11 protein-coding genes are annotated in these 13,735 nt (G+C 58.0%); 3 read left to right on the top strand and 8 right to left on the bottom strand.

What is annotated here, in order from left to right; genetic code table 11:
* Nucleotides 1–43 precede the first annotated feature (43 nt).
* Nucleotides 44–1,252: a BCCT family transporter gene (locus AC2FJE_RS22405; RefSeq protein WP_496761495.1), complete on the bottom strand. Its 1,209-nt coding sequence runs from the start codon at nucleotides 1,250–1,252 to the stop codon at nucleotides 44–46.
* Nucleotides 1,253–1,421: 169 nt separating this feature from the next.
* On the opposite strand from AC2FJE_RS22405, the gene AC2FJE_RS22400 reads away from it, so the two are divergent.
* The gene (locus tag AC2FJE_RS22400) at nucleotides 1,422–2,309 is read left to right on the top strand and encodes a DMT family transporter (RefSeq protein WP_282171090.1); all 888 of its coding nucleotides are present in this window, start codon (nucleotides 1,422–1,424) and stop codon (nucleotides 2,307–2,309) included.
* On the opposite strand, the gene AC2FJE_RS22395 is transcribed toward AC2FJE_RS22400, so the two are convergent.
* Nucleotides 2,285–2,806 carry a glutathione peroxidase gene (locus AC2FJE_RS22395; protein WP_496699971.1) on the bottom strand — a complete coding sequence of 174 codons (522 nt, stop codon included), beginning with the start codon at nucleotides 2,804–2,806 and terminating at the stop codon, nucleotides 2,285–2,287. The genes AC2FJE_RS22400 and AC2FJE_RS22395 overlap by 25 nt on opposite strands.
* Before the next feature lie 145 nt (nucleotides 2,807–2,951).
* Between AC2FJE_RS22395 and msrB the strand changes: the two genes are divergently transcribed.
* Both msrB and msrA read left to right on the top strand, forming a co-directional pair.
* Entirely contained in the window at nucleotides 2,952–3,401 is a 450-nt protein-coding gene (gene msrB / locus AC2FJE_RS22390) for a peptide-methionine (R)-S-oxide reductase MsrB (protein ID WP_058279328.1), read from the top strand.
* Entirely contained in the window at nucleotides 3,398–3,907 is a 510-nt protein-coding gene (gene msrA, locus AC2FJE_RS22385) for a peptide-methionine (S)-S-oxide reductase MsrA (RefSeq protein WP_058275207.1), read from the top strand. The genes msrB and msrA overlap by 4 nt, the downstream gene beginning before the upstream one ends.
* A 27-nt stretch (nucleotides 3,908–3,934) precedes the next feature.
* Here msrA and AC2FJE_RS22380 read toward each other — a convergent pair whose 3' ends face one another.
* From AC2FJE_RS22380 to AC2FJE_RS22355, 6 genes are all read right to left on the bottom strand, one after another.
* Nucleotides 3,935–5,938, bottom strand: a complete 2,004-nt coding sequence (locus tag AC2FJE_RS22380; RefSeq protein ID WP_496761494.1) for a hydantoinase/oxoprolinase family protein — start codon at nucleotides 5,936–5,938, stop codon at nucleotides 3,935–3,937.
* A gap of 72 nt (nucleotides 5,939–6,010) precedes the next feature.
* Nucleotides 6,011–7,048, bottom strand: a complete 1,038-nt coding sequence (gene queG / locus AC2FJE_RS22375; RefSeq protein WP_496758377.1) for a tRNA epoxyqueuosine(34) reductase QueG — start codon at nucleotides 7,046–7,048, stop codon at nucleotides 6,011–6,013.
* 78 nt (nucleotides 7,049–7,126) lie between these two features.
* On the bottom strand, nucleotides 7,127–7,792 hold the full coding sequence (gene fzlA / locus AC2FJE_RS22370; RefSeq protein WP_058275204.1) for an FtsZ-binding protein FzlA: 666 nt from the start codon (nucleotides 7,790–7,792) through the stop codon (nucleotides 7,127–7,129).
* A 58-nt stretch (nucleotides 7,793–7,850) separates the two neighbouring features.
* Entirely contained in the window at nucleotides 7,851–8,585 is a 735-nt protein-coding gene (gene mtgA, locus AC2FJE_RS22365; RefSeq protein ID WP_496758375.1) for a monofunctional biosynthetic peptidoglycan transglycosylase, read from the bottom strand.
* 161 nt (nucleotides 8,586–8,746) lie between these two features.
* Complete coding sequence (gene gltB / locus AC2FJE_RS22360; RefSeq protein ID WP_496758373.1) at nucleotides 8,747–13,279, bottom strand: glutamate synthase large subunit; 4,533 nt, start codon at nucleotides 13,277–13,279, stop codon at nucleotides 8,747–8,749.
* Nucleotides 13,276–13,710, bottom strand: a complete 435-nt coding sequence (locus tag AC2FJE_RS22355) for a GFA family protein (protein ID WP_109313051.1) — start codon at nucleotides 13,708–13,710, stop codon at nucleotides 13,276–13,278. Before AC2FJE_RS22355 ends, gltB begins: the two co-directional genes overlap by 4 nt.
* Nucleotides 13,711–13,735: the final 25 nt, after the last annotated feature.

Raw genomic sequence — 13,735 nt, 5'->3', positions numbered from 1 at the left:
TTTTAGCGGCGCATCCGCCGCCTGTCGAAATTCAGGTTTTGGCTTAGTGAACAGTCTCAACCTTATGGAAGTCCAGATCACGATCTTCCGGCATTGAATCGATGCTCAGCACCTCTTTGCGCTTGGTGATCAGAATATAGATCACACAGGCCAAGTACAGACCGACGACCACGGCTCCGATCCACTGGATCTGCAGCCACTGGCTCTGGAACAGCAGGGTGAGGACAAACAACAATGCGACGTTGCCTGCGACGTAGATCGCCTTGCCGAACCGCTCGACTGTCAGGTTCAGGTTGTCGGTATAGAGGCGGATCAGGGAGTCCAGCGAGTTGATCACAAAGGTCACGCCCACGATCACCATCGCGATGTTGGTGATGCCCGCGGTGCTGATGCCGTTCAGGTGATAGTAGTAGAGAACGGTAAACCAGATCGCCAACGGGATCGACGGGAAGATCAGCAGCGCCGCCAGCAATTGCCAGGTTTTCAGCCCACCAACAAAGCGCGAGGTGAACTGGCCAATCATGATCGACCACGCAAACCACCAGAACAGGTAGAAGGCGTGATAATCAGTCAGCGGCAACACGAACTTGTGCAGATTGGCGAAATAGGCACCGATATTGCTGCCGGTTTCAACAATTCCGGTCATGCCCATGCCGGCGGCAATCCACATTCCGAGGATCAGCGTGAGGAACAGGATAGTCGAACCCACAGACAGGATACGGACGTATTTCAGGTCGGTTGACGAATAAGCCGCCGCCAGAATGACAACAAATACGATGACATAGAAAGTGGTGACCACGGATTCGCCATCTCCAACCTCGGGCAGATAGCCGGGCAGGTAGATCAGGAACAGGCTGGCGGTGAAGGCGCAGGTGCCAATGATGACCACGTTGTTGATCAGCTTGACCAGCGGGATCTCAAAGAACTTCACGCGGGGTTCGATGACGCAGAAATAGAACGCTGTCAGGAAGTAGAAGGCCCAGATTAGGAAACCCCAGAAGCCGAACTCGATGGCCAGCGGGTTTGCGAAGGCATAGGCTGGTTCCTCGGCATAGCCGCCAAACTCGGTCAGCGGGAACATGATCAGGCCGACATCCAGACCGGATGTGAACAGGATCGCAATGAAGGTGAACAGATGCACTGGCGTGACGCCCACACAACGCAGGTTCCACCATTTCACAACGAAGAAAGCGACCAGGCCCAATGCCAGTAGGACGCCGAAAGACAGAATATACTCCAAAAGCACCAACATTCCTCCCTTGGTTAGTCAGAGTGCGGATCGTATAGCTTTAATTGACTGGTCAATCAACAAAACTGCCAATGCTGAATGCAACAGGCGAAACCTGTGTTTATTTTGACGCGCGGCGCTTGCGCGTTTCAAATAATTCGGGAACAGTCGCGGCGTTTGGGAAAGGGTCACCATGGATCTGCGCGCCATAGCCATGGGGCTGGCATTTGCCTTCATTTGGTCGTCAGCCTTTACCTCGGCGCGGATTATCGTCGCCGATGCCTCGCCTCTGTTTTCACTGGCATTGCGGTTTCTAATTTCGGGGCTGCTAGGCGTCGCGATTGCGTGGGCCATGGGCCAAAACTGGAGGCTGACCCGCCCGCAGTGGTACGCGACCATCCTGTTCGGAATATGCCAAAATGCCCTTTATTTGGGTCTGAATTTCTACGCAATGCAGACCGTACAGGCGTCTGTTGCGGCGATTATTGCATCAACAATGCCCCTGATCGTCGCGCTGGCCAGCTGGGCTCTTTTACACGAAAAACTTAGACCGTTGGGCGTGTTCGGGTTGCTGGCCGGTTTCGCTGGCGTCGCGTTGATCATGAGCAGCCGGATAAGCGCGGGCGCAGACCTGTTTGGCGTCATGTTATGCGGGCTTGGGGCACTTGCGCTCAGCTTTGCGACCTTGGCTGTGCGCGGGGCAACCTCCGGCGGCAATTTCATGATGGTGGTCGGACTTCAGATGCTTGTGGGCGCGGCGATTCTGTTCCTCGCAGCCCCCATATTCGAGACGATCTATATTCACCCTAACGGTCCGTGGGTTCTGGCGTTTGCCTATACAACGCTGTTCCCGGGACTGTTAGCCACTCTGATCTGGTTCCTGCTGTTGAACAGGATCGGCGCGATCCGGGCCGCGACTTTTCACTTTCTGAACCCGGTGTTTGGTGTGGCCGTCGCCGCAGTTTTCCTGGGCGAAAAACTTGGGCCCATGGATGCAGTAGGTGTCGGTGTCACAACGCTGGGTATTCTTGCGGTGCAGTTGTCCCGGCAAACCGATCAGCGGAGCAAGGCCTCAACCTGACGCAACAGTTTCGGTGAATCCGGCTTGACGTTCGACCCATAGGTCGCAATCACTTCACCCGCTGGATCTATCAGGATCTTGTTGAAATTCCACTTGGGTACGAATCCCGTCTGCTGAGCAACCGCACGGTAGAACGGATGGGCCGCAACGCCCTTTACCGACGTGATGTCGGTCATGGGCAAGGTCAAGCCATAGTTCATCTCGCAGAACTGTTTGACCTCTGCCGCCGTGCCTAATTCCTGATTGAACGAATCCGAAGGGACGGCCAAAACCACGAGACCTCGATCAGCATAAATGTCATGGATCTTTTGCAAGCCAGCGTATTGCCCTGTGAACCCGCAATGGGATGCCGTGTTCACAACCAATACCGGCTTGCCTCGCCAATCCTCAAGGGACAAAGTGCCACCGTCGATCGAGACAAATTCACCGGTCAAAGGTGCTGCTTGAACCACGCGGGCAACCAGCAATAGGACGGATAACAGAAGCAGTCTGAACATGGCGTCACCTCCTTTATTGTGAATTACGTACGCGTCTGGCATTCGGATCACCTGCACGAGAACGCGAGCCGATTGAAATATGATTTTGATTTCCGCGCCAGTATGCCCAAATAAAGGCCCAAGTCACATCAACACCGGAGAAGCCATGACCCGCTACACCAAAGACCCCGAGGCCATTGCCGCTCTCTCACCCGAAGAATACCACGTCACCCAACGCAGCGGTACAGAACGCCCCGGCACCGGAAAACTGCTGAATAACAAGGAACCGGGTATCTACGTCGATATCGTCTCGGGCGAACCGCTGTTTGCCTCGGCCCACAAATACGAATCCGGGTGCGGTTGGCCCAGCTTTACCAAACCCATCGTGCACGAGCATGTCGAAGAAATCGAAGATCGCACGCTTGGCATGATCCGGACCGAGGTCCGCTCGAAACATGGGGATAGTCATCTGGGGCATGTGTTCCCCGACGGCCCGCGCGAACACGGCGGGCTGCGTTACTGCATCAACTCTGCCTCATTGCGGTTCATTCATCGCGATGAGATGGAGGCCGAAGGGTATGGCGAATACCTGATCCATGTGGAGGACATCCAATGACCACTGAACGCGCTGTTCTTGCCGGAGGTTGCTTTTGGGGCATGCAGGACCTGATCCGCAAGCTACCCGGTGTGTCTGGCACCCGCGTCGGCTATACCGGCGGCGACGTACCCAACGCCACCTACCGCAACCACGGCACTCATGCCGAAGGGATCGAAATCATTTTCGACCCCTCGCGGATCACCTATCGCGACCTGCTCGAGTTCTTCTTTCAGATCCATGACCCGACAACAGTGAACCGTCAGGGCAACGACCGTGGAATGAGCTATCGCTCGGCCATTTACTATGTAAATTCTGCGCAAAAACAGATGGCCGAAGACACGATTGCCGACGTGAATGCCAGCGGTATTTGGCCGGGCAAAGTCGTCACCGAGGTCGAACCCGTAGGCGATTTCTGGGAAGCCGAACCTGAACATCAGGATTACCTTGAACGTATCCCCAACGGCTATACCTGCCACTTCCCACGCCCCGATTGGGTTCTGCCCAAACGCGACGCAGCTGAGTAACTGGTTGGCCCCCTTACTAGCGGGGGCCTAACCAGACGCCATCCTTGGGCGCCCGCTGGCTTCGACCGTGATCATCGCTTCGACAAACACGTCCTGCGCTTCGATGCGCGCAGTGCGGATGTCGCGATCGACAACCACCCGGATATCTGCTGCTCCGGCCTGTCGCACTGCACCCTCGGCCTGATCCCTCAGAACCGTTTCCAGCAACGCCAGCGCCTTGTCGGATTCTGTGAAGTCCTGCGGCCCTTCTTCCAGATGAACCCGGTAGCGCCCTTCGGACGGGGACGTCACCGTTCCCGATCTGCGCAACGTAAGCCGGCCAACAACTGCCCCAATCGCGTTGGCCACGCCTGCGTGTTGCGGCAGGATCATAGTGCAATGCAAACGATCCCCGACGGCCGGGTAGTAACTTGGGGCCGAAGCGCCAAGACCTACCACATCCACGTTCAGCGATGCGTCCAGCGCCAGCAAACCGCGATGCCGCTCCAGCCCTTTCTGCATCAGGACATGCCGAGCCAGGTCGGCAGGCGGAAGACCAAATCCTTCGGCTTCTTTCGCAAAAGCGGTCTCTAACAAGGTCAAAGATGTCTGTTCGGTCAGTTGATCTACGATCATCTGCGCCAACTGTTCCGGGGTGGCGGCCAACCTGTCGCCAGTCCCCACCCGCTTGCGCGCAACCAGCTCCAGTGCCTTGTGGGCTGCTTCCGCATCCCAGACATCCAATCGGCCCAAAACGTGGCTGGCATCCGATGGCGTCACACCCGAAACCTGAACGACACCGCGATCCACCAGACGCGACAAAGCTCCGTTCTCCATACGGGTGCGCAGCAGGTCACTTAGGGGCATGACGTTCTCGCCCAGCCTCTCCAACAGCGACTCTTCGCGCGCACCCAACCCGTCGGCGTTGATGCCGGGAACACGGCGGGCGAACCGCGTGTCATGCTCACCGACAGTCGTCGCCCTTAGTTGGGTATCCAGAACGGCGTGAACGACCTCAGGTGCCTCGGCGGCAATCAGGGAAACCGGCAGCACCCGTCGCGGCCCCAAAAACACACCGCCACCCAGCCCTTCGGTGACCACATGCACCTGACTGTCACCGCCTAAACCGTGGGTCCGCATCGCCACGGCCTCAACCATTGTACGGAATCCGCCGACCTGCGCCCCTGCCGGATCAATCGCCGGTTTACTGTCCCGGATCAGCGCGACATCGGTGGTCGTACCGCCAATATCTGACACCAGCGCGTTTTGAACCCCAGTCAGCCAGCTTGCACCGACGATCGAGGCCGCAGGACCACTAAGGATGGTTTCAATCGGCCGCTCCCGCGCCTGTTCTGCGCTCATCAGCGCGCCGTCACCACGCACAACCATCATCGGGGCCGTGATCCCCAGATCAATCAACCGATCCTGCGCCCGCCCGATCAAACGGTCGATCATGCCAATCAAACGTGCGTTCAAAACCGCCGTGACCGCGCGCTTCGGACCGTTCAGTTTGGCCGACAACTGATGAGAGCACGTTACCGGAGCCCCGGTTTTCTCGGCAATGACACGCGCGGCATGCAATTCATGCGCCGGGTTCCGCGTTGCGAACTGCGCGGCAACCGCAAACCCAGAAACATCTTTGTGCGACGCCAAAAATGCTTCCAACGCATCGACATCCAATGGAGCAGCCTCACCCCCGGCGTGGCTATGCCCACCGCCAATCACCAGCGCTGGATCACCCTTCAGCGCATCGCGCAACCCATGTTTCTCAAGGTCTGCTTCCTTGAACCCGATGTAAATCAGTGCGACTCGACCACCCTGCCCTTCGACCAAGGCATTCGTTGCCAACGTCGTCGACAAAGACGCCATTGAGATCTGCTCCGGCGACACCTGTGCTTGATCCAACACTGCCGAGATCGCCTGACCAACCCCAATGGCCAGATCAGCGCGCGTTGTCAGGGATTTGGCCGAGGCGATCACCTCTTTCTCGTCCCGGATCAGCACCGCATCCGTATAGGTTCCACCCGTATCCACCCCCAAAGCCAACGCCATCGGGATCTCCTTCCTGTTCGCTGTTCACGGGTGTAGCGGTTTGGACCGACACGTCCAGCCTGTTTGCGTCACTTACGATAATCGTTTCACCGCCCAGCGCGCGGCGTCCGCCACCGTTGGGTCAGGATCATCGGCAAGCGACTGCGCGACGGGCATCAAATCCGACTGTTCCGAATTGCCAATCGCATAAAGCACATTGCGCACAAACCGATCCCGCCCGATCCGCTTGATCGGCGAGCCCGAGAACTTGGCCCGAAACGCCGCATCATCCAACACAGCAAGCTTGGACAGCGGTGGCGCTTTCAGATCATCACGTGCGGCATACCGCACATCGCTCGCTGCGATGGCGAATTTGTTCCACGGGCACGCTGCCAAACAATCGTCGCATCCGTAAATCCGGTTTCCCAGCTTTTGGCGCAGCTCTTCGTCAACCGGCCCTTTATGTTCGATCGTCAGATACGAAATGCAACGCCGCGCATCCAACTGATACGGGGCGGGAAACGCCTCCGTCGGACAGGCGCTCAAACAAGCTCGACAATTACCGCAATGGTCAGTTTCAGCCATGTCTGCAGGCAGGTCCAACGTCGTAAAAACAGAGCCTATAAAGGCCCAATTTCCCCAGTCGCGGCTTACGAGATTGGTGTGTTTTCCCTGCCAGCCCAGCCCTGCCGCATGGCCCAAAGCCTTCTCTGGCACAGGCGCGGTATCAACAAAAACTTTTACCTCTCCACCGGCTTCCGCAATCAGCCAGCGCGCCAGCCGTTTCAGCCGCTTTTTGACCAGATCGTGGTAATCCTTGTTCTGCGCATAAACAGAAATCGCCGCCTTGTCCGGGTGGTTCAACACATCAGTCGGATCATGCTCGGGCGTATAGCTCTCGGCCAACATGATCACCGACCGCGCCTCGGGCCACAATGCGGCCGGATCGCCGCGCCAATGGGTCCGCTCGGCCATCCACCCCATCTGCCCGTGATACCCGGCATCCAGAAAGGCCTTCAGACGCGGCGGTACTTCGGGCACATCCCAAGGTCGGCAAATACGACAGGATACAAACCCCTCGCTCAGCGCCTGCGCCACAACCTTTTCTTTTAGACCTGATCCGCTCTTCATCTGGCTGCAAATATCCTAGGGGGTGAATTGGCCCACCGGGCCAAGAGGGGGCCGACAGCCCCCTGAACCCTCACCCTATCAGAAATCCAGATCGGCGTAATGCGGCGGTGGCCGGAACCCTGGCACCTGATCCGCCAAAATCGATCGGAACGCGGGTCGCGACTTGATCTTGGCGTACCAATCCTTGACCGCCTGAGAACGGTTCCAATCTACGTCCGAGATGTAATCCAGCGCAGACAGATGTGCGGCAGCTGCAAAATCAGCCAATGTCATCTGATCACCTGCCAGCCAGCGACGGTGATCCAGCAGCCATGCCATATAATCCAGATGATACTTGATCGCCTTCGCGCCTGCCTTGACGTTTTTGCTGTCGGGATAACCCTCGCCCGTCACCTTCTTGTTCACCCGCTCATACAGCAGTCTCGATGTCACTTCGTGATGGAACTTGTCATCAAACCACCCCACCAGACGCCGTACCTCGTAACGCGCTTCAGGTTTTTTGGGCATCAGCGGAGGTTCAGGGCGGGTTTCTTCGATATACTCACAAATGGCGGCGCTCTCCGCCATGACCTGCCCATCAAGACGCAATACCGGTACTTTTCCGGCAGGGTTGCGGCGCAGGAAATCCGGGTCTTGTTCCCAGTATCGTTCCTCGACCAGCTCAACCTCGATCTTCTTTTCCGCAAGCGACAGGCGCACCTTGCGGCAATACGGGGACAGGGGAACATGAAACAGACGCGCCATAATCTTCCAATCGAACCAGTGAATACCCCCCAGCTTTAGCCTTGAGGGGCATAGGGTTTCAATCCTCGAAACAATCCGCGCGACCATCTGCGCGGATGGTGGCCGCCCCATCCAGTATGGATGCCGCCCGTCTGCGGGTCCGAACCGATGGGTCTGTGACGGATCTATTGCGAGGGGACGGCAGGATCGCCGCCAGCCGTGCCGCCTGAACCGACGACAACTTAGACGCACTCGTTCCATAGTATCGCTGTGCTGCCGCTTCGACCCCGAAGACCCCCTGTCCGGTCTCGGCAACGTTCAGATAGACCTCCAGAATCCGCTGTTTGCTCCAGAAGATTTCGACGACGGGCGTAATCGACGTTTCAAGCGCCTTGCGCACCCAACTGCGCCCCTGCCACAGGAACACGTTCTTCACGACCTGCTGGGTAATGGTCGAGGCACCCCGGCTGCCGCCATCTTCCAGCGCATCTCGGATTGCTTCAACGTCAAAGCCCCAATGCAGGCAGAAATTGGCATCTTCGGCGGCGACAGCAGATCTGCCCATAACCGGGGCAATTTCCTCTATCGGCACCCAATCACGCTCAACCTTTCCCAATCGTCGCCATTCTGACCAGATCGTATGAGTCACCGGCGGATTGACCACCGAGTACAGCAGGACCAACCCAACGATGAAGGCCACGACACCCAAAGCGGCGCGTGTGACCCAACGACGAATCCGCGGGATCAGTGGCCTTTTTGACTTTGACGCCTTGCTTTTCTTTTTGCTCGACTTGCGCGCTGCTGTTCTTGCCATTTTGTTGCTATACGACGCTGTGGCCGGGTTTGGAACGGTTTATCTTGCCTGATCTGAGCGTTGCGCGGGTATGCAATCTTAAGCAAGGCCGGTCCGTAAATTGAAAACCCCGCGTGTCCTTGGTGACACGCGGGGTTCTGATTTAGTCTAACTATTTCCGCTTACTCGGCGGGAACAGCAGTTGCCTCGGTTGTCAGAGGATGGCTGAGCTTGTTCAGCATCTCTTTCGGGCAAACCTGAAGGAAGTTGGCCTTTTCGACCTCCCAATGTTGCAGAATGTCAGCGGCCTTGCGGCTGTTGGTTTCAGCCTGATGTGTTTCGATCAGCGATTTCAACTGATCTTCCCAATGGTCGACGGTCACCGGACAGGTCACTAGCGTTTCCATGTTCATCAGCTGTCGGGCCTTGCCTTCGGGGTCGTACAGATAAGCCATACCGCCCGTCATGCCTGCGCCAAAGTTGGCACCGATGCCACCCAGGATCACCGCGATACCACCGGTCATGTATTCACAGCCGTTCGAGCCACAGCCCTCGATCACCACAGTGGCGCCCGAGTTCCGAACCGCAAACCGCTCACCCGCGCGGCCAGCCGCAAACAGGTGTCCATCGGTTGCGCCGTAAAGAACGGTGTTGCCGATAATGGTGTTCTCGTCCGCTTTCAGGGGGCTGACCTGCGGCGGACGCACGACGATTGTGCCCCCGGACAGGCCTTTACCGACATAGTCGTTGGCATCACCCGACACCTCGAGCTTTAGACCCGGGGCCGCGAAGGCCCCAAGCGACTGACCGGCCGAGCCCTGCAGTTTCACGTGCAAGTGGTCCGGCTGGAACGTGTTCCGCATCCCGAAATTCTGCACGATATGGCTGGACACTCGCGTGCCCACGGTCCGATGCGTGTTCTGAACCGCATAGGACAGCTGCATTTTCTCACCGTCTTTCAGGAACCGTGCAGCATCGCGCACAATCTCCGCATCAAGCGTATCGGGCACTGCATTGCGATCTCTGTCGCGGTTGTAGACGATGTTATGGGCACCATCGACGGTGATCAGCAGCGGGTTGAGGTCCAGATCATCCAGATGCGCTGAACCGCGGCTGACCTGCGCCAACAGATCTGCCCGTCCGATGATATCGTCAATCGACCGCGCACCGAGGCTGGCCAGCAGCTCGCGCACTTCCTGTGCGTAGAAGGTGATCAGGTTGACGACCTTATCGGCGTTGCCGGTGAATTTTGCCCGCAGGGATTCGTCCTGCGTACACACACCGACCGGGCAGGTGTTCGACTGACACTGACGCACCATGATACAGCCCATCGCGATCAGAGCAGCGGTGCCGATACCGTATTCCTCGGCCCCCATCATCGCAGCCATGACGATGTCACGACCGGTACGCAAGCCGCCATCGGTCCGCAGGGTCACGCGGTCGCGCAGGTTGTTCATCGCCAGAACCTGATGTGCCTCGGTCAGGCCCATCTCCCACGGCAGACCGGCGTATTTGATGCTGGTCGCCGGAGATGCCCCGGTGCCGCCATTGTGCCCCGAGATCAGGATCACGTCCGCTTTGGCCTTGGCCACACCGGCGGCAATCGTGCCAACGCCCGAAGACGCCACCAGTTTTACCGTCACCTTACAGCGCGGGTTGATCTGTTTCAGGTCGTAGATTAGCTGCGCCAGATCCTCGATCGAGTAGATATCGTGGTGCGGTGGCGGCGAGATCAGGGTCACGCCCTTGGTCGAATGACGCAGACGTGCAATCAGGTCGGTGACCTTCATGCCCGGTAACTGGCCGCCTTCACCGGGTTTTGCACCCTGGGCGACCTTGATCTCCAGCTCTTCACACTGGTTCAGGTATTCGGCTGTCACACCGAAGCGGCCCGAGGCGACCTGTTTGATCTTGGCCGACGGGTTGTCGCCATTGGGCTCCGGCACGAAATGCGCCGGGTCTTCGCCACCCTCGCCGGAGTCGGATTTCGCACCGATCCGGTTCATCGCAACGTTCAGCGTCTTATGCGCCTCGGGCGACAGCGCGCCCAGCGACATGCCTGGCGTGACAAAGCGTTTACGGATCGAAGTGATCGATTCCACTTCTTCAATCGGGATTGGTTTGCCCAGCGGTTTGAAATCCATCAGGTCACGCAGATGGATCGGCGGGTTCGACTGCATCTTGGCCGAGTATTGCTTCCACAGCTCATAGGACGCCCGGTTACAGGCCATCTGCATCATATGCATCGAGGTCGCTTCCCACGCGTGGGTCTCACCCGATTTCCGCGCTTTGTAGAACCCACCGATGGGCAGCACGTCCAGACCATTGACCCATGCCTTGGCGTGGATTTCCTCGGCCTTGGTCTGAATACCGGTAACCCCGATGCCGGAAATCCGGCTGGTCATTCCAGGGAAGTATTCGGCCACCATCGCTCGGCTCAGGCCAACGGCCTCAAAGTTCAGGCCGCCGCGATAGGACGAGATTACCGAGATTCCCATCTTGGCCATGATCTTCAACAGGCCCTGATCGATCGCTTCGCGGAAGCGGGCGACATTTTCGGTCAGGCTCCCGTCCAAAAGGCCGCGATCAATACGGTCGGCCAGCGAATCCTCGGCCAGATAGGCGTTCACCACTGTCGCACCACAACCGATCAGAACGGCAAAGTAATGCGGGTCGACACATTCCGCCGAGCGTACGTTCAACGAACAGAACGTCCGCAGGCCCTGACGGGTCAGGTGCGAGTGCACCGCACTTGTGGCAAGGATCATGGGCATCGCCACACGACCTTCGCCCGAGTTCATATCGGACAGAACCAGATGCCCAGCGCCAGATCGGACGGCCTCTTCTGCTTCGGCTCTAACACGGGCTAATGCGTCGCTTAGTGCGCCTTGGCCGGGCTCAAAGCTACAATCGATCTCGGCCAGCGGTGCATCAAAGCTTTCAACCAGCTTGTCCCATTGCGCGTTGCCGACAAAGGGGCTTTCCAGAACCACAATCTCGGTCTGACTGCTGTCCTCATCCAGCACGTTCTTGAGGTTCGCAAACCGCGTTTTCAACGACATCACGCGGTATTCGCGCAAAGAGTCGATCGGCGGGTTGGTCACCTGGCTAAAATTCTGCCTAAAGAAATGGCTGAGCGGGCGGTATTGCTTGGACAGAACCGCCGAGGGCGTATCGTCACCCATCGAGGCCAGCGCCTCTTTGCCATCTTCCGCCATCGGGGCGAGGATCTGCTCCAATTCTTCTACTGAATAACCCGCTGCAATCTGACGCTTGCGCAGTTCTTCACCCGAGAAAATCGGGGTTTCGGTCACGCCTGCCAGCGTGGCATCCAGATCGTGAATCTTGCCGACCCATTCGCCAAATGGCAGCGCACGGGCCAGTTTGTTCTTGATCTGCGTGTCGCGGAACAACTTGCCCTTCTTCATATCGACGGCCAGCATCTGACCCGGGCCAAGGGCGCCTTTTTCGGTCACAGTGGCCTCATCAATCGGCACCATCCCGGCCTCGGACCCTGCAATGACCAGGCCATCACCCGTTACGACATACCGCATCGGGCGTAGACCGTTCCGGTCCAGACCCGCACAGACCCAACGACCATCAGTCATCGCCAGTGCGGCAGGGCCGTCCCACGGCTCCATCACCGAGTTGCAGTAGGAATACATGTCGCGCCAGGCTTGCGGCAGTTCGACCGCCTGCTTGGACCAGCTTTCCGGCACCAGCATGGTTTTCGCCATTGGGGCCGAACGACCCGCACGCACCAGAACTTCGAATACCGAGTCCAGAGCCGCCGAATCCGACGAACCACCTGCGATGATCGGCTTGATGTCCTCGGCATAGTCACCAAAGGTGCCGCTGGCCATGCGGATCTCATGGCTTTTCATCCAGTTGATGTTGCCCTTCAGCGTGTTGATCTCGCCGTTATGGGCCAGCATGCGGAAAGGCTGTGCCAGCCACCACTGCGGGAACGTATTGGTCGAATATCGCTGGTGGTAGATGGCAAAGGCACTTTCAAAGCGCTCGTCCATCAAATCGGGGTAGAACACCGCGACCTGCTCGGCCAGCATCATGCCCTTATAGATGATCGATCGGCAGCTGAGCGAGGCAAGATACAGATCTGAAATCCCGGCAGCCAATGCCGCCTTTTCGATGCGGCGACGGATCACATAAAGCTCACGCTCAAACGTGTCTTCATCCACACCTTTTGAGTTCGAGATCAGGATCTGCTCGATCTCAGGGCGGGTGGCGTTGGCTTTTTCACCCAAGCAGGTCACATCGACCGGCACATGACGCCAGCCATAGATGTAATAGCCCATACGCAGGACTTCGGTTTCCACAATGGTCCGGCACTGCTCCTGCGCACCGAAATCGGTGCGCGGCAAAAAGACCTGACCAACCGCAATCAGTTGATCCAGTCGCGGCTCATGCCCGGTGCGGCGGATCTGGTCATAAAAAAACGGAACCGGGATCTGCACGTGGATACCCGCGCCATCACCCGTTTTGCCGTCTGCGTCCACCGCGCCGCGGTGCCAGATTGCTTTAAGCGCGTCGATCCCGGCATCCACCACCTTACGCGACGCTTTGCCGTCAATCGAAACCACAAGACCTACGCCGCATGAAGAATGCTCTTCATCCTCGGAATAGAGACCATTTTCGGCCATCCATTTGCGCTTGGCTTCTTCCGCCCGCACCCAATCGGCATCATATTTGGTCATTGGCTGTCTCCTTCTTCCGGCAGGGCATACATGGCTTCGACCTCGGCTTTGGTCATCTGCCGGCGCTCTCCTGCGAACGCGTAGCCCTCGGGCTTTTTATCTATGTAAAGTTCAAGTTTCAGCGGGTTGCCGGTGTCGTCAAAAAGACCGGCAGCCATTTGGGTTTGTCCGTGCATCTCGCCCGGCAAAGTGATCCGATACCACAGCGCCGAACCACAGTCCGAGCAAAATGCCCGCTCGGCCCATTCCGACGAGGTGTAGGTCTTGACCGGTCCCAAGGCGGCATAGCCGGGCTCGGCCGCGAAGGTTACCAGCATCGAACTGGTCCAGCGACGGCATTGATCACAATGGCAGGCACCCAGCGAATCCCGCGCCGGGGTTGCGGTCACCGTGACCGCGCCGCACATGCATTGACCTTGCAATTCGGGCATCAGACCCTCCTGTCGCTGGGCTAGG

Source organism: Ruegeria sp. CDSC002 (assembly GCF_059610905.1).
The sequence above is the reverse complement of the archived record's forward strand: the minus strand, read 5'-3'. Positions and strand labels throughout refer to the sequence as shown.

What these genes read in the sequence shown, in the direction of transcription:
- msrB (WP_058279328.1), top strand. Translation starts at nt 2,952, where the DNA reads ATGACCCGCTACACCAAAGACCCCGAGGCCATTGCCGCTCTCTCACCC.
- gltB (WP_496758373.1), bottom strand. Translation starts at nt 13,279, where the DNA reads ATGACCAAATATGATGCCGATTGGGTGCGGGCGGAAGAAGCCAAGCGC.
- msrA (WP_058275207.1), top strand. Translation starts at nt 3,398, where the DNA reads ATGACCACTGAACGCGCTGTTCTTGCCGGAGGTTGCTTTTGGGGCATG.
- AC2FJE_RS22400 (WP_282171090.1), top strand. Translation starts at nt 1,422, where the DNA reads ATGGATCTGCGCGCCATAGCCATGGGGCTGGCATTTGCCTTCATTTGG.
- AC2FJE_RS22355 (WP_109313051.1), bottom strand. Translation starts at nt 13,710, where the DNA reads ATGCCCGAATTGCAAGGTCAATGCATGTGCGGCGCGGTCACGGTGACC.
- AC2FJE_RS22380 (WP_496761494.1), bottom strand. Translation starts at nt 5,938, where the DNA reads ATGGCGTTGGCTTTGGGGGTGGATACGGGTGGAACCTATACGGATGCG.
- mtgA (WP_496758375.1), bottom strand. Translation starts at nt 8,585, where the DNA reads ATGGCAAGAACAGCAGCGCGCAAGTCGAGCAAAAAGAAAAGCAAGGCG.
- AC2FJE_RS22405 (WP_496761495.1), bottom strand. Translation starts at nt 1,252, where the DNA reads ATGTTGGTGCTTTTGGAGTATATTCTGTCTTTCGGCGTCCTACTGGCA.
- AC2FJE_RS22395 (WP_496699971.1), bottom strand. Translation starts at nt 2,806, where the DNA reads ATGTTCAGACTGCTTCTGTTATCCGTCCTATTGCTGGTTGCCCGCGTG.
- fzlA (WP_058275204.1), bottom strand. Translation starts at nt 7,792, where the DNA reads ATGGCGCGTCTGTTTCATGTTCCCCTGTCCCCGTATTGCCGCAAGGTG.
- queG (WP_496758377.1), bottom strand. Translation starts at nt 7,048, where the DNA reads ATGAAGAGCGGATCAGGTCTAAAAGAAAAGGTTGTGGCGCAGGCGCTG.